Origin of the sequence: Xanthomonas sp. CPBF 426, assembly GCF_903989465.1 — a bacterium.
Classification (GTDB): domain Bacteria; phylum Pseudomonadota; class Gammaproteobacteria; order Xanthomonadales; family Xanthomonadaceae; genus Xanthomonas; species Xanthomonas euroxanthea.
On record NZ_LR861805.1, the window covers coordinates 3,962,586 to 3,983,258 of the forward strand.

At 66.9% G+C, this 20,673-nt stretch carries 17 protein-coding genes; 9 read left to right on the forward strand and 8 right to left on the reverse strand.

What is annotated here, in order from left to right; all coding sequences use genetic code 11:
* Window positions 1-25: 25 nt before the first annotated feature.
* The gene (locus H7A87_RS16680) at window positions 26-2,647 is read right to left on the reverse strand and encodes a TonB-dependent receptor (RefSeq protein ID WP_119128312.1); all 2,622 of its coding nucleotides are present in this window, start codon (window positions 2,645-2,647) and stop codon (window positions 26-28) included.
* 282 nt (window positions 2,648-2,929) lie between these two features.
* On the opposite strand from H7A87_RS16680, the gene queD reads away from it, so the two are divergent.
* Together queD and H7A87_RS16690 are read left to right on the forward strand one after the other, a co-directional pair.
* Entirely contained in the window at window positions 2,930-3,283 is a 354-nt protein-coding gene (gene queD, locus H7A87_RS16685) for a 6-carboxytetrahydropterin synthase QueD (protein ID WP_039529685.1), read from the forward strand.
* Between the two features lie 192 nt (window positions 3,284-3,475).
* A complete protein-coding gene (locus H7A87_RS16690; protein WP_119128311.1) occupies window positions 3,476-3,811 on the forward strand; it encodes a phasin family protein in 336 nt (111 codons plus the stop codon).
* Window positions 3,812-4,123: 312 nt separating this feature from the next.
* Here H7A87_RS16690 and bioD read toward each other — a convergent pair whose 3' ends face one another.
* Window positions 4,124-4,798, reverse strand: a complete 675-nt coding sequence (gene bioD, locus H7A87_RS16695) for a dethiobiotin synthase (RefSeq protein WP_119128310.1) — start codon at window positions 4,796-4,798, stop codon at window positions 4,124-4,126.
* A 117-nt stretch (window positions 4,799-4,915) separates the two neighbouring features.
* Here bioD and H7A87_RS16700 point away from each other — a divergent pair, with 117 nt between their 5' ends.
* Together H7A87_RS16700 and H7A87_RS16705 are read left to right on the forward strand one after the other, a co-directional pair.
* Window positions 4,916-5,398 (forward strand): GAF domain-containing protein, encoded by a 483-nt coding sequence (locus tag H7A87_RS16700; RefSeq protein ID WP_055824820.1) that lies wholly within the window; start codon window positions 4,916-4,918, stop codon window positions 5,396-5,398.
* Window positions 5,395-5,787 carry a TfoX/Sxy family protein gene (locus H7A87_RS16705; RefSeq protein WP_119128309.1) on the forward strand — a complete coding sequence of 131 codons (393 nt, stop codon included), beginning with the start codon at window positions 5,395-5,397 and terminating at the stop codon, window positions 5,785-5,787. Before H7A87_RS16700 ends, H7A87_RS16705 begins: the two co-directional genes overlap by 4 nt.
* Before the next feature lie 118 nt (window positions 5,788-5,905).
* Here H7A87_RS16705 and H7A87_RS16710 read toward each other — a convergent pair whose 3' ends face one another.
* From H7A87_RS16710 to dinB, 4 genes are all read right to left on the reverse strand, one after another.
* On the reverse strand, window positions 5,906-6,814 hold the full coding sequence (locus tag H7A87_RS16710; protein ID WP_119128360.1) for an alpha/beta hydrolase-fold protein: 909 nt from the start codon (window positions 6,812-6,814) through the stop codon (window positions 5,906-5,908).
* 97 nt (window positions 6,815-6,911) lie between these two features.
* Window positions 6,912-9,155 carry a TonB-dependent siderophore receptor gene (locus H7A87_RS16715; protein WP_119128308.1) on the reverse strand — a complete coding sequence of 748 codons (2,244 nt, stop codon included), beginning with the start codon at window positions 9,153-9,155 and terminating at the stop codon, window positions 6,912-6,914.
* Between the two features lie 369 nt (window positions 9,156-9,524).
* The gene (locus H7A87_RS16720; protein WP_119128359.1) at window positions 9,525-10,205 is read right to left on the reverse strand and encodes a phosphoglycolate phosphatase; all 681 of its coding nucleotides are present in this window, start codon (window positions 10,203-10,205) and stop codon (window positions 9,525-9,527) included.
* A 182-nt stretch (window positions 10,206-10,387) separates the two neighbouring features.
* Entirely contained in the window at window positions 10,388-11,467 is a 1,080-nt protein-coding gene (gene dinB, locus H7A87_RS16725) for a DNA polymerase IV (protein ID WP_104583272.1), read from the reverse strand.
* A gap of 337 nt (window positions 11,468-11,804) precedes the next feature.
* Between dinB and fabA the strand changes: the two genes are divergently transcribed.
* Both fabA and fabB read left to right on the forward strand, forming a co-directional pair.
* The gene (gene fabA, locus H7A87_RS16730) at window positions 11,805-12,320 is read left to right on the forward strand and encodes a 3-hydroxyacyl-[acyl-carrier-protein] dehydratase FabA (RefSeq protein ID WP_119128358.1); all 516 of its coding nucleotides are present in this window, start codon (window positions 11,805-11,807) and stop codon (window positions 12,318-12,320) included.
* Window positions 12,320-13,528, forward strand: coding sequence for a beta-ketoacyl-ACP synthase I (gene fabB, locus H7A87_RS16735; RefSeq protein ID WP_119128306.1), 1,209 nt, complete (start codon window positions 12,320-12,322; stop codon window positions 13,526-13,528). Before fabA ends, fabB begins: the two co-directional genes overlap by 1 nt.
* A gap of 96 nt (window positions 13,529-13,624) precedes the next feature.
* Here fabB and H7A87_RS16740 read toward each other — a convergent pair whose 3' ends face one another.
* Together H7A87_RS16740 and H7A87_RS16745 are read right to left on the reverse strand one after the other, a co-directional pair.
* A complete protein-coding gene (locus H7A87_RS16740; protein ID WP_119128305.1) occupies window positions 13,625-15,649 on the reverse strand; it encodes a M3 family metallopeptidase in 2,025 nt (674 codons plus the stop codon).
* A 99-nt stretch (window positions 15,650-15,748) separates the two neighbouring features.
* Window positions 15,749-16,852 (reverse strand): PLP-dependent cysteine synthase family protein, encoded by a 1,104-nt coding sequence (locus H7A87_RS16745; RefSeq protein ID WP_119128304.1) that lies wholly within the window; start codon window positions 16,850-16,852, stop codon window positions 15,749-15,751.
* Between the two features lie 132 nt (window positions 16,853-16,984).
* Between H7A87_RS16745 and H7A87_RS16750 the strand changes: the two genes are divergently transcribed.
* From H7A87_RS16750 to H7A87_RS16760, 3 genes are all read left to right on the forward strand, one after another.
* Complete coding sequence (locus H7A87_RS16750) at window positions 16,985-17,386, forward strand: CopL family metal-binding regulatory protein (protein ID WP_104649370.1); 402 nt, start codon at window positions 16,985-16,987, stop codon at window positions 17,384-17,386.
* Window positions 17,387-17,466: 80 nt separating this feature from the next.
* Window positions 17,467-19,299, forward strand: coding sequence for a copper resistance system multicopper oxidase (locus tag H7A87_RS16755; protein ID WP_180497043.1), 1,833 nt, complete (start codon window positions 17,467-17,469; stop codon window positions 19,297-19,299).
* A complete protein-coding gene (locus H7A87_RS16760) occupies window positions 19,296-20,627 on the forward strand; it encodes a copper resistance protein B (RefSeq protein WP_232087870.1) in 1,332 nt (443 codons plus the stop codon). The genes H7A87_RS16755 and H7A87_RS16760 overlap by 4 nt, the downstream gene beginning before the upstream one ends.
* The last annotated feature ends 46 nt before the right edge of the window (window positions 20,628-20,673 follow it).

The window sequence follows — 20,673 nt, forward strand, 5'->3', positions numbered from 1 at the left end:
CGTGCATGGGCCGTGCGTGTGCCGATCAGAATCGATAGTCCAGGCCCACGGTGAAGTAGCGCCCACGCAGGTCGTACTGGGTGAAGTCGTAAGGGGCGCGAATGCCCGGGAACGAGGCATCCACCGGCGGCTGCTTGTCGGCCAGGTTCTCGACCTTGGCATACAGGGTGAGCTTGTCGATCCCGGTGTACCCCAGATACAGGTCGAACTGGTTGTAGTCGCCCACGCGCGACTGCACCGCAGTGGCCGCGGCGCTGGCCTTCTGGTCGTAGCCGCCGGTGTAGTACCAGGTCAGTGCGGCGCTGACGGTGCCCAGGTTCCAGTCCAGCGTGGTGGTGGCCTTGTTGCGTGGCAGCGACGGGCCGAGATTGCTGCCGGCGTAATCCTGCAACGGGCCACCGACCACGGTGGGGCGACGGTAATCGCGCACGTGGGTATAGGCGGTATTGAGGCCGAAGTTGCCAGCTGCTTCGGTGCGCCAGCGCTGGCGCAGTTCCACATCGATCCCCGAGGTCGTCAGTTCGCTGAGGTTCTGGTAGCGGTTGTACACCGCCACCAGCGTGCCGCGCGCGTCGCGGATGACGTCGGCCGGGTCGTTGTTCTGCACGATGGTGGCGTTGTTGCCGGTGCCGACCAGATTCTCCAGCTCGATCTTGTACCAGTCCACGCTCAGGCTGGTGTCGGCCCACGGCGACAGCACCACGCCAAGGTTGTAGCTGCGCGTGCGCTCGGGTTCGAGCGCGGTGTTGCCGACGGTGAAGAAGGTCGGATTCTGGCGCGAGCCCGGCACGTCCGGATCGAACGGGTCGACCACCGAGCCGTAGGAAATATTGGTGCTGGCCGCATTCTCCGACAGCGAAGGTGCGCGAAAGCCGCGCGAGGCGGCCGCGCGCACCAGCACGGCGTCCAGCGGTTGCCAGCGCAGGCTGGCCTTGGGCGAAAACGCCTCGCCAAAATCGCTGTAATGATCGCCGCGCCCGGCAAGCTGCAGTTCCAGCGACTGCAGCAGCGGCAGGTTGACCTCGGCATACAGCGCCGACACCCTGCGCTCGCCATCCACCGCGGCGATTGCGGGACGGATCTGCAGGCCTTGGTCGATCTGCCAGGGATTACGCGAGACCAGCTCCTCCTGCCGCCACTCGGCGCCGGCGGCGAACCCGACGCTGCCGGCCGGCAGCTCGAACAGGTTGCCGGACACCTTGGCATCGACGCCGCGCAGCGTCGATTGCGCCGGGCGCAAGGTGCTGAGGTTGATGCCGTCGATCACCGAGTGCGGCGTGGCCGACGGGTCGAGCAGGTTGTAGCTGCCGTCGGCCAGCGCCTGCGCCAGGGTGAAGCGATTGGCGAAACCGCCGGAGACGGTCTCATGCTCGGTGCTGCGCGCGGCGAATGCTGCCGCTTCCCAATCCCAGCGCTCGGTTTTGCCGCGCACGCCGCCGAGAAAGCGGTAGGACTGCGAGCGATTGGTTTTGACCGTCTGGCCCAGGTCGAAGAAGGTGTATTCGATCGGCACCGCGCTGCCGTACGGGTTGTAAGGGCTGGAGGCCGGCAGCAGATTAGAGACCGGCTCGGCCAGCCCGCTGGTGGCGTTCAACGCAAAGCGGCCGCCCTCCAGGGTGAAGTACGGGCTGGAGCCGAAGATCGACACGCCCTTGACCTCGCTGTAGAGCGCCTCGCCGAAGGCTTCGACGGTGTCGCTGAGCCGGAAGGTGGCGTTGGTGTAGGCCTGGTAGCGCTTGGTCGAGGGGATCAGCGTGGTGAACGCGGCCTGGTTGAAGCCGCAGGTGTCGCCGGCCAGGCCGTCGATCGGTGCGCTGGCGGTGAGCACCGTCCCGGCGGGGCAGTTGCCTTGGGCATCCAGCATCGGCACCGAGCGGCCACCGACCAGGTAACGGGCGCCCTTGGCCGACCAGCCGTTCCAGCGCCCGCCGGGCAGGTCGGTGTAGATGCCCGAGCGGGTCAGCGCGCGCTGGTCCTGATCCAGCCGGTCGCGGTTGTAGGCGTCGAAACTGAAAAGGATGTTGTAGCCGTCGCTATCCAGGTCGCCGATGCCGCCGATGAACTTGGCACGCTGGGTGTCCATGCCGCCCTGATCGGAGGCACCGCCGCTCAAGCCCAGCTCGGCACCCCGGAAATCCTGCCGGGTGATGATGTTGACCACGCCGGCCACCGCATCGGAGCCGTATACGGCGGAGGCGCCGTCCTTGAGCACCTCGATGCGTTCCACCGCCACCAGCGGCAGCGCATTGAGGTTGACGAAGGTGTCGCCCAGGCCATTGGCAGGAAAGCCGTAGTTGGCCAGGCGGCGTCCGTTGAGCAGCACCAGCGTGTTCTTCTGCGACAGCCCGCGCAGGCCGATGCCCGCCGAGCCGGAGGCCCACCCGTTGTTGGTGGTTTCGTTGGTGGCGTTGCCGGTGTTGGCCGAGATCGCGCGCAGCGCGTCGGCCACGGTGACCTTGCCGGACTGCTCCAGCTGCTGGCGGTCGATCACCTGCACCGGGTTCGGGCCTTCGCTATCGGTGCGCTTGATGTTGGAGCCGGTGACGCTGACGGTGGCCAGGGTCTTGCCCGCGCCGGGTGTCGCGTCATCGGCATGGGCGAGGGGAATCAGCGCGGACAGAACGGCAGCGGACAGCAGATAAGGCATCGGGCGCTTCACGCACGGCCTCCATGAATGGGGGGTGTTGCAGTGGGCCACGCGCAATCGATTAACAAAAATTACAGATCTGCATAGAGATATGACGCGCGGTGACACACGCCGCTGGCCGGACGCGGCAGAGCGCGCGTCGGACTTGTGCGGCCGATCGGGTGTGGCGCTCCAGCGCGGTGCGGCCAACCCATGTTGTGGATGCCACGCGGGCGCGCCAGTCCGTTGTGTCGCCGCGCTCGGGGCAGCCCGGTAGGCACCAGCGCACTTACAATGGCGCGCATGGATATCTTCAAAGTCTTTACGCTCGAAGCCGCGCATCGGCTTCCCAATGTGCCGCCTGGCCACAAGTGCGCCCGTTTGCACGGGCATTCGTTCCGGGTCGAGCTGCATGTCAGCGGCGAACCCGGTGCCGAGACCGGCTGGATCATGGATTTCGGCGACATCAAGGCCGCCTTCCAACCGATCTACGACCGCCTGGACCACCATTACCTCAACGACATCGAGGGGCTGGAAAACCCGACCAGCGAGCGGCTGGCGATCTGGATCTGGAACCAGCTCAAGCCGGCGCTGCCGCAGTTGAGCGAGATCGTGGTGCACGAAACCTGCACCTCCGGCTGCCGCTATCGCGGCTGATCACGTAGCGCAGTCTGTGACCCAAGGCCGCCTCCCGGGCGGCCTTGCCATTTCTGCGGCACGGATAATTAATTGATTCCACGCCATTTTCCAGGCGATTTCGGAAATTTTCAGCAAACGTGTTGCATCGCAACAATATCCGCGTATGCTGCAACGCAACAAACGGTCACGGCTTTCCCCGAGGGGTTCGCAATGTCGGCGCAGTTCGAAAACAGCTTCACCAGTCAGTTCGCCTCTGTCGCAGCACGTGCCAACCAGTTGGCATTGGACACGCTGGAGCAGAACGTCAACGCAACCACCACGTTTTTCGGTGAGTTTGCGCAGGCACGCGACCTGGGTGCCTACCAGACGCTCTGGCCAAAAGGCCTGCAACTGGCCCGCGACAACCTGGAACGCCTGGCTTCGGCCAATCAGGAAGTGGTCGGGATGGGATTGAAGATGTCCAGCGAGCTTGGACAGTTTACAAAGCAGCAGTTCGACACCGGCAGCGAACAGGCCGGCGCAACAGGCAAGAACCGGCGCAGGTAACGGCCGCCAACATTCAGCGTCTTTGCATGGGTCCCTCCCCCCATGCAATCCGGCCCGACAGATCCCTCCCTCTGTCGGGCTTTTTTATTGCTTTCTGTGCGGGCGTCTTCGATCCAGCGCAGGCATGCGGGCCGCCGCAGTGAGCGTACGGAGCCGGGTGCACGGGAACGACGGCGCACCGCCCATTTGCCGGAAGTGCAGGCGCGGCGAGGTGAAGCACGGCCGTGATCTCTACGGCCGCGCGCACGGGCCGCAGCCCGGGCCGATGAAGAGCCTGTCCGCAGCAGCAGAACATGCAATGACCGGCTCTAACTAGGCTGGCAGCTGCAGCCCTTGCGCCTGGCGGGCGGCGACGGCACCGGGTGCCCAGCGGATCCGGCCCCAGCACGGCATCGCCAGGCGCTGGTGCAGCATGCCGATGTTCTCCTCGATGCGCTCCATCTGCGGGTCGATCTCGTTGGCGATCCAGCCGATGCAGTCCAGCCCGTCGGCGGCGATCGCCGCAGCGGTCAGGCGTGCGTGATTGATGCAGCCCAGCCGGATGCCGACCACCAGCACCACGGGCAGCGTGAGCGCGCGCACCAGGTCGGCCTGGTCCAGGTCGGCACTCAAGGGCGCGGCCCAGCCGCCGACACCTTCCACCACCACCACCTCGGCCTGCGCGCGCAGTTGCGCGAAGGCCTGGGCGATCGGCTCCAGCGCAAGGGTCACACCGACATCGGCGGCAGCGAGTTCCGGTGCCAGCGGTGCCGGCAAGGCATAGGGATTGAGGGTGGCGTAGTCGGGTTGCGGGGCGCTGGCGGCCTGCAGCGCCAGCGCGTCCTCGTTGCGCCAGCCCTGCGGCGTGTTCTCGCAACCGCTGGCCACCGGCTTCATGCCCACCGCCGTGCGGCCCTGCCTACGCAGTGCGTGCAGCAGCGCGGTGCTGGCCATGGTCTTGCCGATGCCGGTGTCGGTGCCGGTGACATACAACGCCGGAAGCTGCATGCGTGTGTTCCTGCGGCCGCGCCGCGGTTGCCGTGGGGGCGCGCAGCATAGCGTGCGGATCCGAACGCGCGGCTGAGTCGCAATGCCGCTGCGGACGGCCGCTGCTAAACTTCGGCCATGTTCGCCACCTCTTCGCTGACCGGCAGCAAGCCGGAACAATACGCCCAGCTCACCGCCCAGGCCCAGGCACTGGTGCACGGCGAGCCGGATCGGATCGCCAATGCCGCCAATCTGGCTGCGCTGATCTTCAATTCGCTGCCGTCGCTCAACTGGGCCGGCTTCTATTTCTACGACGGCCGCGAGCTGGTGGTGGGGCCGTTCCAGGGCTTGCCGGCCTGCGTGCGCATTCCGCTGGACAAGGGCGTGTGCGGCGCGGCCGCCAGCACCCGGCAGAGTCAACGTATTGCCGACGTGGATGCCTTCCCCGGGCATATCGCCTGCGATTCGGCCTCGCGCTCGGAGCTGGTGATCCCGCTGGTCAAGGGCGATGCGCTGATCGGCGTGCTGGATCTGGACAGCCCGGAGCTGGATCGCTTCGACGCCGACGATCAGCGCGGCCTGGAAGCCATCGCGCAGGTCTTTGTCGGCGCGCTGACGTGACCACCGAACGGCTGCGCAACATCGGCCCGAAAAGTGCAGCGTGGCTGCGCCAGGTCGGCCTGCGCACGCAGCAGGATCTGCAGGCGGTAGGCGCGGTGGGCGCATTCGTCAAGGTACGCCGCGCCGGCTTCAAGCCCAGCCTCAACCTGCTGTATTCGCTGGAAGGCGCGTTGACCGACTGCCATTGGCAGGACGTGCCGGAAGCGCGCCGGCATGCCTTGCTGGCCGAATACGAAGCGGCGAGCGCGCTGTTGCCGGTGCGCGGCCGCGCGGTCGCCGGGCCGGTGGAAACCGTGCACTACGCACGTGCCGACAACGACGACACACATGGTGAGATGGGCGAAGCAGACGACGACACTGCGGACCTGGGCCAGACGCACGAGGACTGAGCGCCTGTGCCGGGTGGCCGCCGCCACATGCGTGCGGTGCCAGCGCTGCGATCGGCGAGAGCGCACCTGTTGATGCCCAGCACGGCGTCGCTTTGATCGCCTGCTTGATGGAGTGTCGTCAACGCGCCGCTGCCTCGCGCAACGTCGGTGCCAGCGATGCGCCCAGCGTCTGGCCATGGCTGAGGCCGGGCAGCGGTCGGTACTCGGCGGTGAGGCCCGGTAACGCCGACAGCAGCGCTACGAGATGCTGTGCGGCCTGCGGATCTGCACGCGGCCGCCCCGGACGATCCGGTCTTGCAGGGTTCGCCGGTGCTCCGCCCTCGCCTGCCAGCAGCGTCAGACGACGCGTGGCTTGCTGTGTGTCTGCCGAGGCGTCCCGGGCTTGCTGGACCACACGCTGGGCCTGCTGCACGACAAACCCATCGTCCCACCACAGCGACGGATCGACCGCGACGTAGTGCTGGAACAGCTGCGGCTGCGTCAGCACTACCTGCAGCACGAACAGCCCGCCATACGAATGGCCCCAGAGCGTCTGCCGCTGACGATCCACCGCCACGCGCGCTTCCACCTGCGGGCGAATACGTGTGGCGATCAGCTGCGTGAATGCCGCCGCACCGCCGGTCCTGCGCTGTGGATTCAGCGGATCGGTTTCCACCCGCCCGTCGTCGTAGCGCGCAGGCGTGTAGTCCAGGCTGCGCCCCACCGCATCGATGCGCAACGCGCTGTCGTCGGCGATGAACACCAGCACCGGCGCATCGCCGTGGGTGGACAGGCTGTCGAGCAGGCGCTCATCCAGTTCCATCAATGCCGCATTGCCATCCAGCAGATACACCACCGGATATCCCGCCGCCGGCGGCGCCGCTTTGGGGGTGGCAATGCGCACGCGGTAATGGCGTTGGCCATCGGCCGAATCCAGGCGCACTGCGCTGAAGACATACGAGGCACTGGGGCGATCGGCGACAGTGCTGCCGATCGTGCGGCTCAGGTCCGGCTGTGCGAAAGCCGGCACCGTGCCGACGATCCACATCAGCAAGCCGGCACAGGCAAACCACCAGGAATCATGTCGCGTCACTGCATGTTCTCCTCGTCGTGCGCCCACGTTCGCGCGCGCTGCCGTATTGCTGTCAGAAACCAAAACTCAGGCTCGCCCAATACGCGCGACCGGGCTCGTTGTAGGTGGCCGCCCCCGCCGCGCCGCCGGTGTTGTTGGTGCCTTCGCGGAACAGACGGGTGTCGAACAGGTTGTCCACACCGACGCCCACGCTGACCTTGCGGGTGATCCGGTAACGCGCGCTGACGCCCCACAGGTCGTAGGGGTCGCGCGAGTCGGGGGCGATGGCACCGCCGCTGGTGCTCGATTGCGTGGCCGACTCCTGCTTGCCGTAGAAGGTCCCTGTGAGCAGCAGCGACAAGGCCTGGGTCGGTTGCCAATCCAGCGTGGTGTTGACCGTGTATTCCGGGATCACCGACAGCGGCTGATCGGTGGCGGTGTTCTTGTTCTCGATCATGTAGGTGACATTGGTATTCCACTTCAACACGCGGCCCTGCTCGCCCAGCAGCGGCAGGGTGAGATTGCCTTCCACCCCCTGCACGATCGCTTCCGACGCATTGGTCCACTGGAACACCTGCCCGCGCCGGTCGACCGTGACCCCGACCGGCACCATCCCGGCGACGATCTTGTCGTCGTAGGCATTGTGGAAGTACGTCAGCGAGGCATGGTGACCGGTCTGCGGCGCCCACTCGACGCCGATTTCCTTGTTGATGCTGGTCTCCGGATCGAGATCATCGTTGCCCTGGATATAACAGCCCGAGCCGAGATTGGGGAACAGCACCGGGCAGCCATTGCCGCGCGTGTAATACAGATAATTGGCGTTGGACTGGTACAGGTTGGGCGCCTTGAAGGCGCGCGCGATGCCGCCCTTGAGCAACCAGTCTTCGCTGAGCTTGTACTGCACGTTGAGGCTGGGGCTGAGGTTGTTGCCGAACTGGCTGTGGTGATCCAGCCGCACACCCGGCGTCAGCGTCAGCCGCTCGCTGGCGTAGATGTTGTCTTCCAGATACACCGCGCTGAGCGTGGCCTCGCTGCGCGGGCTGCGCGTCCCGTCGGGAAGGCCGGGGAAACCACCACCGGCACTCACCATCTGCGACATCGAATACGCATCGCTGAGGCGGCTCTGGCGGCGCTCGAAACCCAGCGTCAGCACCTGCTCGGCCCAGGCCTGCAGCGGCATGTTGAACTCGCCGTCGATGTTGAGATTGTCGAGGGTGGCGGTGGAGTTGAGCAGGCTGGCGGCAATGGAGCCTTCCGGCCCGCCGGCCAGGCCTTCGTTGAGGCGGGTATTGTCGGTGCCTTCATAGGCGGCGGTGAGGCGCGAGGTACCGAGCGCCCAGGTGCCGCGATGGGTCAGCGAGGCGGTGCGGCGGATCATGGTGTTGGTTTCGCTGCCGAACAGTGCGCCCAGATCGGCACCAGCCAGGCCATCGGCGCTGACCGCACGATCACCGGCGTACAGATTGCCCTGGCGGCTGAAGCCGGCATCGAGTTCGATCACCTGGCCTTCCATCGGATCCCAGCGCAGCAGGCCGTTGATGTCCTTGTTGCGCACGCCCTCGCGCCCGGCCGGCGGCACCGCGGCGGCACTGCTGGCAAAGCGGCGATTGAGCTCCAGCGAATCCGGATCGGTCTTGTTGAGGTTTCCATACAGGCGGAAGGAGAACGTATCGCTCAGCGGTCCGCTGAGCTGGAAGCCGGCACGCTGGCCGCCGCCTTCGGCACTGTGCTGCGGCACCAGGCCGAACATGCTCATCGAGCCGGTCAGATCGCCGGTGGGCTTCTTGGTGATGATGTTGACCACGCCGCCGGAGGCACCGGAGCCATAACGTGCCGCCGCCGGGCCGCGCAGCACTTCGATACGCTCCACCGCTTCGGCCGGTACCCAGTTGGTTTCGCCGCGCGTATTGCGCTCGCCGCTGCGGCCCATGCGCACCGCATCGCGCGACCCCACCGGTTTGCCATCGACCAGAATCAGCGTGTTTTCCGGGCCCATGCCGCGTAGATCGATCTGGCGATTGTTGCCGTACTGGCCGGAGGCACTGTTGCCGGTGAGGTTGACGCCCGGCATGGTGCGCAGCAACTGCGACAGATCGTTGACCGGCGGACGCCGTTCGATGTCCTCGGCGGTGATGACCGATGACCCCAGGGCCTGGCGGGCGATCTGCGCGGCGGTGACGTGCACGGTGTCCAGCGACTGCGGCTCGGCCGCGGCGTCTTCGGCCGATGCGCTGCAGATGCCGCTGCCACAGCCAAGCGCAATGGCCAGCACCAGCTGACGGTGGGACAACACGGGACGACGTGCAGACGCAGACATCCATGACCGGCGTGATGCGGACATTCTCAAACCTCTCGACAGGCGATGGACCTCTGGCGACGGCTTGAGGTGATACGTGGGGGGCTGCGTGCAGCAGGCGCATGATGTGCTTGCCAGGCGCTGGACGCAGTCAAAATTGTCCGCACATTCTACACGGATGCGATTCATTCTCAAATGGAACGAACGCGCTAGCGGAGCGGCATGCGGCACTGGCGGAACCAGAGCAGCGCTTTGTCGCAAGGCGTCGCGCACCATTGCAGACAGGTGCGCATGCCGGCTGGCTTACGCTGCCGGTCTCAGGCCTGCGACGTTGATCCAGGGCGGCAAGCCGAGCGCGGCATTGCTGCTGCAAGCCATGCTGGACGCTGTCTACACCCGGTGCCGATCCCCTTGCGCGTTCTGCTTCAAGGCAAGCAGCTCGCGCATGTCATCCATGATCGCCACCGCCCCGGCGCTGTGCACATCGAAGCCGCGCAGATAGCCGTAACGCACCATCGCCAGCGGCATCGCCGCGGCGTTTGCCGCCGCCGCATCGGTGGCCGAATCGCCGACCATCAGGCACTGCTGCGGGGTGAGCCGGAACTGGCTGGCCAGGTGCAGCAGCGGCGCCGCATCGGGTTTGCGCTGCGGCAGCGAATCGCCACCGAGCACGCTGCTGAAATGCGCAGCGATGCCAAGATGCTCCAGCAGCGGCGCGATGAAGCGCGCGGGCTTGTTGGTGCATAACGCCAGCGTGGCACCGGCCTGGCGCAGGCCAACCAATGCCTCGGCAACACCGGGATACAGCTGCGGGTTGTGCAGCAGGCTGGCCTGGTAGTGACGCATCATCACCGGCATCTCGGTATCGGCATCGTGCGTGCCGCCGGCTTCGCGCAAGGCGGTGGCGAGCAGCACGTGCACTCCTTCACCGATCCAGCTGCGGATCGTCGCCTCGCTGAACTGCTGCAGCCCGAGTTCCTGCAAGGTGGCATTGAGCGCTTCGGCGATATTGGGTGCGCTGTCCACCAGCGTGCCATCCAGGTCGAAGATCACCAGCGGATACGGAAACATGCGCACAGTCTCGTTGGGGGAGCGGCCTGCAGTGTACGAGCGACGGGATTCAGGGCGCGTCACCGTGGCGCGCCTCAGATGTTCGATGCAGGCGCCGATGCAGGTGCGCAGGCGCGCGTGGTTGCCGTCATCGCTGCACGCTGCACGCCACGCCCGCAGCAACGCGGGTACGGCACGCGCACTCACTGTGCCTGCGGCATCTCGCCGAACAACTCGCCTTGTACCGCGCCCGCTTCTGCGTCGCTGAAACCACTCAAGCCCACACCGACCAGGCGATAGCGTGTGTCGTCGGGCAACTCCACGCGCCGGGTCAGCGCCAGCGCGATCTCCGCCAATGCCTCCAGCGAGGCCGGTGGCTGATCTGGCGTGTACGAGCGGGTCAGGATGCGAAAGTTGGAGGTCTTCAACTTGAGCACCACGGTGCGCCCGATACGCTCGGTGCGGCGCGTGGCCAGCCAGGTCTTCTCGGCCAGGCGCAGGATGTGCGGATCCAGTGCCTCCAGCGCGATGTCCTCGCTGAAGGTATCTTCCGAAGACACCGACTGCACCTCCTGATCCGGCTCGACCGGGCGTTCGTCGATGCCGCGCGCGCGCCGGTACAGGCTCTGCCCGAAGCTGCCGAAATGGGCCTGCAGTTCTTCCAGGGGGCGCAGCCGCAGATCGGCCACGGTGACGATGCCCAACGCCGCCAGCTTGCCATCCATCACCTTGCCCACGCCGGGAATGCGGTTGACCGGCAGCGGCAGCAGGAACGCATCCACGCGACTGGGCGCGATGACGAACTGCCCATCGGGCTTGCGCCAGTCCGAGGCGATCTTGGCCAGGAACTTGTTCGGTGCGATGCCGGCCGATGCGGTAAGCCGGGTTTCCTCGCGGATCTGGGTGCGGATCAGCTGCGCGATTTCGGTGGCCAGCTGCATGCCGGTCTTGGCCTGCGTGACGTCCAGATAGGCCTCGTCCAGGGACAGTGGCTCGACCAGATCGGTGTGGCGATGAAAGATCTCGCGCACCTGCCGCGACACCGCCTTGTAGCGCGCGAAATCCGGCGGCACGAACACCGCATCCGGACACAGGCGTTCGGCACGCAGCGCCGGCATGGCCGAACGAATGCCATAGGTGCGCGCTTCGTACGAGGCCGCGCACACCACCGAGCGCGCACCGCGCCAGGCCACCACCACCGGCTTGCCGCGCAGCGATGGGTCGTCACGTTGCTCCACGGACGCGTAGAACGCATCCATGTCCACGTGCACGATCTTGCGCATCAAGCTGGCATCTCTCCGAAAGCGTACCGGCAATGATAAATCAGCCGCGTCTCACGCCTTGCGCCGGGTCAGGCAGCCCGGGCGCGAACGGACGCAAGCGTCGGCAGGACGCGCCGCTGCGTCTTTTTCCCAGCATCCTGCCCCGAGTACGCACGCCTGACCGCGCTTGGCCGAAGGCCGTCGCCTGCGCTCGCTAGTGTCGGCACAACGCAGTTGCCGCACTGCGCGCGCGGCTGAAAACAGCACGCATGCGTACGGATAAAACGTTTGATTGAACCGCGCGCCCTCATGCACCCTTGCCCGCCTCGCCTTTCGCTTCTTGCAGGAAACGTTCGTCATGACTCGTCAAAGTGCGTACTCGCGCGACCAGCTGCTGGCCAGCGCGCGCGGGGAATTGTTCGGGCCCGACAGTGCCCGCCTGCCCAACGATCCGATGCTGATGTTCGACCGCATCACCGAGATCAGCGACAGCGGCGGCACGCACGGCAAGGGCGTGATCCGCGCCGAACTCGACGTGCGCCCGGACCTGTGGTTCTTCGGCTGCCATTTCATCGACGACCCGGTGATGCCCGGCTGCCTGGGCCTGGACGCGATGTGGCAGCTGACCGGCTTCTTCCTCACCTGGATCGGCGCCGCAGGCCGCGGCCGCGCGCTGGGCTGCGGCGAGGTCAAGTTCACCGGCCAGGTGTTGCCCAGCGCCAAACTGGTCAGTTACGAAATCGATGTCAGCCGCGTGATCAACCGCAAGCTGGTGATGGCGCAGAGCGATGCACGCATGCTGGTGGACGGGCGCGAAATCTACACGGCCAACGATCTGCGCGTGGGCATGTTCACCTCAACGGAGAATTTCTGATGCGTCGTGTCGTCGTCACCGGAATGGGCATCACGTCCTGTCTGGGCAATGATCTGGACACCGTCTCCAGCGCCTTGCGCGAGAGCCGCTCGGGCATCACCGCATTGCCCGATCATGCCGAGGCCGGCCTGCGCAGCCAGGTGGGCGGCGCGGTGGCGCTGGACCTGGACAGCCTGATCGACCGCAAGCTCAAACGCTTCATGGGCGATGCCTCGGCCTACGCCTATCTAGCCATGCGCGATGCGATCGCCGATGCCGGACTGGATGCCGAGCAGGTCAGCGCCCTGCGCACCGGCCTGATTGCCGGCTCCGGCGGCGGGTCCAGCCAGTGGCAGGTGGAAACCGCCGATCTGCTGCGCAACCGTGGGGTGCGCAAGGTCGGCCCGTACATGGTGCCGCGCACGATGTGCTCGTCGGTCTCCGCCTCGTTGGCAACCGCGTTCAAGATCCGCGGCCTGAGCTATTCGCTGTCGGCCGCCTGCGCGACCTCGGCGCATTGCATTGGTGCGGCGGCCGATCTGATCCGGCATGGCGCGCAGGATGTGATGTTCGCCGGCGGCGGCGAAGAACTGCACTGGACCATGAGCGTGATGTTCGATGCGATGGGCGCGTTGTCCACCGGCTTCAACGACCGCCCGGCGGTGGCCTCGCGCCCCTACGATGCGCAGCGCGATGGCTTCGTCATCGGCAGCGGCGGTGGCATGCTGGTGCTGGAGGACTACGACCACGCCATCGCGCGCGGCGCGCACATCCATGCCGAATTGCTCGGTTATGGCGTGACCTCCGATGGCGCCGACATGGTCGCGCCCAGCGGCGAAGGTGCGGTGCGCTGCATGCACATGGCCATGCACGGCCTGACGCAGCCGATCGACTACCTCAACACCCACGGCACCTCCACGCCACTGGGCGATGTCACCGAACTGGGCGCGGTGCGCGAGGTGTTCGGCGACAACGTGCCGCCGCTGTCCTCGACCAAGGCACTGTCCGGCCACTCGCTGGGCGCGGCCAGCGTGCACGAGGCGATCTACAGCCTGCTGATGCTGCGTGACGGCTTCATGGCCGGCTCGGCGCATATCGACGAACTTGACCCGCGCGCCGAAGGCTTCCCGATCCTGCGGCAGACCCGGGACGCCACGTTGAATACGGTGATGTCCAACAGCTTCGGCTTCGGCGGCACCAACGCGGCGCTGGTGTTCGGCCGGGTGTGAGGCACGGCGCAAGGCGCCGCGCGGAACCGGGAATTGGGGGCGGTGTGCCGAGCGCGCGCTCTTGGCACTCCCCGCTCCCGATCCCCCAATCCCGGCTCAGCCGGCCATGCCGTTATGCCGCAACAGCGCATCGATGCTCGGCGCGCGCCCACGGAAGGCGCGGAAGTTGTCGGCCGCGCTGCGGCTGCCGCCACGCGACAACACTTCATGGCGAAAACGCGCGCCGGTGTCGGCCACTTGCTCGGGCGCTTCCTCGAAGGCGGCGTAGGCATCGGCGCTGAGCACTTCGGCCCACTTGTAGCTGTAGTAACCGGCCGCGTATCCGCCAGCGAAGATGTGGCTGAACTGGTGCGGGAAGCGATTCCATGCCGGCGGGCGGTTGACCGCCACCTCGTCGCGCACGCGCTCGATCAGCTGCAGCACGTTGTCCTGGGTCGGGTCGAAGCTGCTGTGCAGCTGCATGTCGAACAACGCGAACTCCAACTGGCGCACGGTGAACATGCCGCTCTGGAAATTACGCGCGGCCAGCAGCCGATCGAACAGGTTGCGCGGCAGCGGCTCGCCGGTCTGCACGTGCGCGGTCATCGCCTGCACGCGCTCCCATTCCCAGCAGAAGTTCTCCATGAACTGGCTGGGCAGTTCCACCGCGTCCCATTCCACGCCGTTGATGCCGGCCACGCCCAGTTCGCCGATGCGCGTGAGCAACTGATGCAGGCCGTGGCCCATTTCATGGAAGAGCGTGGTGACTTCGCCATGCCGGAACGTGGCCGGGGCATCGCCACTGCCGCGGCCGAAGTTGCACACCAGATACACCAGCGGCGTCTGCACGCCATTGGCGGTGTCGCGGCGGTTGCGGCAATCGTCCATCCACGCGCCGCCCCGCTTGCCTTCGCGCGCGTGCAGGTCCAGATAGAACTGGCCGACCAGCGCGCCCTGCGCATCTTCCAGGCGATAGAAGCGCACGTCCTCATGCCAGACCGGCGCACGATCGAGCTTGACGGTCAGGCCATACAGGCTGTGGATCACATCGAACAGGCCGGCCAGCACCTTCGGCTCGGTGAAGTACTGCTTCACCTCCTGCTCGGAGAAGCTGTAGCGCGCCTGCTTGAGTTTTTCGCTGGCGTAGGCCAGATCCCAGGCCTGCAGTTCGTCCAGGCCCAGCGCATCGCGTGCGAAGGCTTCGAGTTCGGCGCGATCGCGTTGCGCATACGGCTTGGCGCGCACCGCCAGATCGCGCAGGAAGCCCATCACTTCGTCCGGGCTTTGCGCCATCTTGGTGGCGACCGAATACTCCGCGTAACTGGCAAACCCGAGCAGCTGCGCCAGCTCGGCGCGCAGGGCCAGAATACGATCGATAGTGGCGCTGTTGTCCAGCGCCGCATCGCCGAACTCGGAGGCGCGCTCGGCGTTGGCGCGATACAGCCGCGCGCGCAGTTCGCGATTGTCCGCATCGGTCTGCACCGGCAGGTAGCACGGCATCTGCAAGGTGAGCTTCCAGCCCGGCACGCCGTCCTTTTCGGCAGCGGCGCGTGCCGCGGCGATCACTTCGGCGGGCAGGCCGGACAGCTCGCTTTCGTCTTCGCTCACGTACGACCATGCATCGGTGGCATCGAGCACGTTCTGCGAAAACTTGGCGGCCAGCGCGGACAGTTCTTCCTGGACCTGCGCAAACCGGGCCTTGGACGCGTCATCCAGCTCGGCACCGCCGAGGCGGAAATCGCGCAGCGCGTTTTCCAGCACCTTGCGCCGTGCGGCGTCGTAGTGCGCCGCTTCCGGCGCGTCGGCCAGCGCCTTGTACTGCGCGTACAGCGCCAGGTTCTGCGCCAGCGCACTGCCGAAGCGGCTGAGCTTGGGCAGGTTGCTGTTGTAGGCCTCGCGCAGCTCCGGCGTGTTGACCACCGCCTGCAGATGGCCGACCTGGCCCCAGGCGCGCCACAGCCGCTCGGTGGCATCGTCCAGCGGCACCACGAAGCTGTCCCAGCTGACCGGGCTGACCTGCTCGGCCGCTTTCACTGCGGCCTCGGCGTCGGCCAGCAGTTGATCGATCGCCGGGCCCACGTGCTCGGGGCGGATCGCATCGAAGGACGGCAGTCCGGACAGGTCGAGCAGCGGGTTGGTCATGGGGCGCTCCGGCAGTGGACTGGATCAGGAATCAGGATGAGGTGCTGGCAGAGGTTGCGATACGCAACGGTTTTGCCAGCGGCGTGCAGGATATGGCGGTCATTCCAGCGCTGCACAAGGCAGCGCCGGCAAGTCGCCGCCATTGACGGCGATGGCAATGGCCGCATCGCTGTCGGTGACGTCGATGTCGCGCGCCGCGTACCAGGCCGGGTCGTAATAGCTGTGCGCATAGCGCTCGCCGGCATCGCACAGGATGGTGACGATGGAGCCGCTGCGGCCGGCCTGGCGCATGCACTGGGCGGCCTGCAGCACGCCGACGAAGTTGGTGCCGGTGGAACCACCGACGCGGCGGCCGAGCGTGGCGCTGACATGGCGCATCGCCGCCAGGCTCAGGGCGTCGGGCACCTTGATCATCATGTCCACGCAGCTGGCGATGAAGCTGGACTCCACCCGCGGGCGGCCGATGCCTTCGATGCGCGAGCCGCCGGTGATGGCCAGCTCCTTGGGGCACTGCCCGTCCACCGCGCGGCAATAACCGTCGAAGAACACCGACACTTCCGGGTCGGCGCACAGGATGCGGGTGGCATGGCGCCGATAGCGCACATAGCGGCCCAGCGTGGCGCTGGTGCCGCCGGTGCCGGGGCTGCAGACGATCCAGTCGGGAATCGGATGCGGCTCCTCGGCCAGCTGCTTGAAGATCGATTCGGCGATGTTGTTGTTGGCGCGCCAGTCGGTGGCGCGCTCGGCGTAGGTGAACTGGTCCATGAAATGGCCGCCGGTCTCGCGTGCGAGCTGGTGCGAGGCACTGTCCAGATCGCAGGCACGCTCGACCAGGTGGCAGCGGCCGCCCTGGAACTGGATCGCGGCGATCTTTTCCGGCGAGGTCGACGCCGGCATCACCGCGATGAAGGGCACACCCAGCAGCCGCGCGAAATAGGCCTCGGAAATGGCGGTCGAGCCGCTGGACGCCTCGATCACCGGCCGTCCCGCACGCAGCCAGCCGTTGGTCAGCGCATACAAAAACAGCGAGCGCGCCAGCCGGTGCTTGAGGCTGCCGGTCGGGTGGCTGGACTCGTCCTTGAAATACAGGTCGATGCCCGGAAAGCCCGGCAGGTCCATCGGAATCAGGTGGGTGTCGGCCGAACGGTTGAAATCGGCCTCGATCTTCTGGATGGCGGCGGCCACCCACTGGCGCTGCGACATGGCAGGACTGTGCGGCGAAGGAAGCGCCAATTCTACCGCTGCCTGGCGCGTGGCCACGGCGGGCGGGTCATCGGGCGGACAGCTGGGCGCCGGTGCTATGCTGGCCGCATCTGTCCGCCGCCCTGACTGCCCGTGCTGCGTTGCCTGCTCCGCCTGCTGCTGTGCCTGTGCCTGGTTGCCAATACGGCCACCGGCGCCTGGGCGTCGGTGGGCATGGCGCTGCCGGCCATGGCCTCGGCCGGGACGGCGTCGGCCGCAGCGATGGCGCACGCGGCGATGCCGGCCGCGTTGCCGTGCCATGAGGACACGCAGCCACCCGTTGCGGCGCATACCCCGGACCAGGCCAGGCACGCGCACGCGGCCGATTGCTGCAAGCTGGGCAGCTGCGATTGCCTGCAGCACTGCAGCCTCGCCCTGCTGACCCTGCCTGCGGTGCCCGCCGGCCTGCCTGGCCGCCCCACCCTGCCTGCCACCCTGGCCGAAGGACGCGGCAGCCCGGTGCCCGAGCAACCGGTTCGACCTCCCATCGCCTGAGCGCTGACGGCCTTGGCCGTCCTCGGTCCCGCCCGCGTGTTGCGCGGGTTTCCCAGCGATGCATGCGCCCGCCTTCGTGGGTGGGCCGCAGTGGAGATGTCATGTCGTTCGATCCAACTTCTTTCGATCCACCCTCCAATGGGGGCCTGAGCCGACGCCGCTTCGTGCAAGGCCTTGCCCTGGGCGGCATCGCCGCCACCGGCGGGCTGTGGCGCGGCGCTGCACGTGCCGCCCCCCCGGCGACGCCCGAGTTGCGTGGCAGCAACCAATCGCTGCAGATCGGCCGCATGCCGGTCAACCTCACCGGGCGCACGCGCAGCGCCATCACCGTCAACCAGAGCCTGCCGGCGCCCACGCTGCGCTGGCGCGAGGGCGACACGGTCAGCGTGCGCGTGCGCAATGCGCTGGCCGACCAACCCGCCTCGGTGCACTGGCACGGCCTGTTGCTGCCGGCCAACATGGATGGCGTGCCGGGGATGAGTTTCGACGGCATCGCGCCGGGCCAGGAGTATCACTACCGCTTCGCGCTGCGCCAGTCCGGCACTTACTGGTATCACAGCCATTCGATGTTCCAGGAGCAGGCTGGCTTGTATGGCGCCATCGTCATCGACCCGCTGGCGCCGCCGCCGTATCGGCACGACCGCGAGCATGTGGTGCTGCTCTCGGACTGGACCGACCTGGACCCGGCCGCGCTGTTCCGGCGGCTCAAGCAGATGCCCAGCCACGATAACTTCGCGCTGCGCACGGTGGGCGATTTCCTGCGCGATGCGCGCGAAGAAGGCCTGCGCGCGACACTGGCCGATCGCGGCATGTGGGGGCGCATGCGCATGACCCCGACCGACCTGTCCGACGTCAACGCCAACACCTATACCTACCTGCTCAATGGCGTCGCCCCGGCAGGCAACTGGACCGGACTGTTCACCCCCGGCGAGAAGGTGCTGCTGCGTTTCATCAACGGCTCGTCGATGACCTACTTCGACATCCGCATCCCCGGCCTGCGCATGACCGTGGTGGCCGCCGACGGCCAGTACGTGCATCCGGTCAGCGTTGACGAGCTGCGCATCGCCGCCGCCGAAACCTTCGACGTGCTGGTCGAACCCATCGGCCAGGATGCGTTTACCTTGTTCGCGCAGGACATGGGCCGCACCGGTTTCGCCTGCGGCACGCTGGCGGTGCGGCAGGGATTGCAGGCGCCGATACCGGCGCTGGATCCGCGCGCGATCCTCACCATGCAGGACATGGGGCACGGCGATGGCATGGCGCATGCAGGTCACGCCATGCACGATGCCGACACGACGCACAGCGACCCGCATGCAGCGCACGCGATGGCGATGCCGATGCCGACCGCGCAGATGCACGGGCATGCAAGCGGCGATGCGCAAAGCAAGACACCGCACCACCCTGCCAGCGAAGATGGCAATCCCTTGATCGACATGCGCAGCAATGCCACCGTACCGCGCCTGGACGACCCTGGCGTTGGCCTGCGCGACAACGGCCGCCGGGTGCTGTGCTACGCCGACCTGCACAGCCTGTTCGAGGATCCGGACGGACGCGAGCCCGGGCGCGAGATCGAACTGCATCTGACCGGGCATATGGAGAAATTCGCCTGGTCGTTCGACGGCATCGCCTTCGCCTCGGCAGAGCCCTTGCGGCTGCAGTACGGCGAGCGGCTGCGCATCGTGCTGGTCAACGACACCATGATGCAGCACCCCATCCACCTGCACGGCATGTGGAGCGATCTGGAAGACGCCGACGGCAACTTCCAGGTGCGCAAGCACACCATCGACATGCCGCCCGGCACGCGCCGCAGCTATCGCGTGCGCGCCGATGCGCTGGGCCGCTGGGCCTACCATTGCCATCTGCTGTACCACATGGAAGCGGGCATGATGCGCGAAGTGCGGGTGGAGGCATGAGCGCACTGCATACGCAACACGTGGCGCTGCTCGCGCTACTGCTGAGCGCATCGGCTGCTGCACAGGAGCATCAGCATGCAGCGATGGCGTCATCCGCGCATGCCGATGACGCGCATGCAATGCAGATGGCTGAGCAGGCGACGGCGTCCCAGCCGCAGACGTCCATCGCAACAGCGACATCGCCGTCATCCGCGCAGGTGAGCGCAGATGCGATGCAGATGGATCATGCGCATCTGCACCACGCGCAGCACTCCAGCACCACATCGGCATCGGCATCGACAAACGCTGCTGACGGCACGCCTGCGCAACGCGCGGTACACGCCGACGTTTCGGCAGCGCCGACATCGACGCACCACGCCGGCATGCAGCACGCCGATGTCCAGCATGCCGCACACCAGCCCTCTGCCAATCCACACCCGGACCCCACCCTGCAATCACAGGTAGACAGCGACCACGACGCGATGGAGCACGCGTCGATGGATCACGCTTCCATGGAGCATGCGTCGATGCAACACGGACAGGCGCAGCACGGGGCGATGGATCACACCGCGATGGAACACGCGCCGCATCCCGAAGCAACCACGCAAACACCGGCATCACCCACCGCCAGCGCAGTGCCACGCATGCCGATCCCCGAGCCCACGGCCGAGGAAATCGCTGCGGCATTCGCACCCCTGCAGCACCATGCGATGCACGCGCCAGGCATCAATCACTACGTACTGCTCGATCGGCTGGAAGCCTTCGACACCACGCGCGGCAGTGGCCAGGACTGGGAAGCACGCGCCTGGATCGGTGGCGATATCGACCGGCTCTGGTTGCGCAGCGAAGGCGAGCGGCAGGACGGGCGCACGCAGGCCGCATCGGTGGAGGCGTTCTATGGCCACGCCATCTCGCCATGGTGGGATCTGCTGGTCGGTGCACGCCAGGACCTCGGGGCGGGCGAGCATCGCAGCTGGGCCGCCTTCGGCGTGCAGGGACTGGCACCCTACAAGTTCGAGACCGAAGCCACGCTCTACGTCGGCAGTGGCAGCCGCGCCGCCTTGCGGCTGGAGGGCGAGTACGAGGTGCTGCTCACCAACCGGCTGATCCTGCAACCGCGTGTGGAAGCCAGCATCGCCCTCACCGATGATGACCGGCGCGGCGTCGACAGCGGCCTGGAGCAGGTCGAGGTCGGCCTGCGGCTGCGCTACGAAATCACCCGCTGCTTCGCGCCCTATATCGGCTGGGTGCACAGCCGCAGCTTCGGCGACACCGCCCGCCGCGCTGCGATCGACGATGAGCCTGCACGCGACAGCCGGTTCGTCGCCGGCGTGCGCATCTGGTTCTGAGACAGCCGGTGTGCGCATGGGCCTGGCCATTGGGATTCCAATGCAG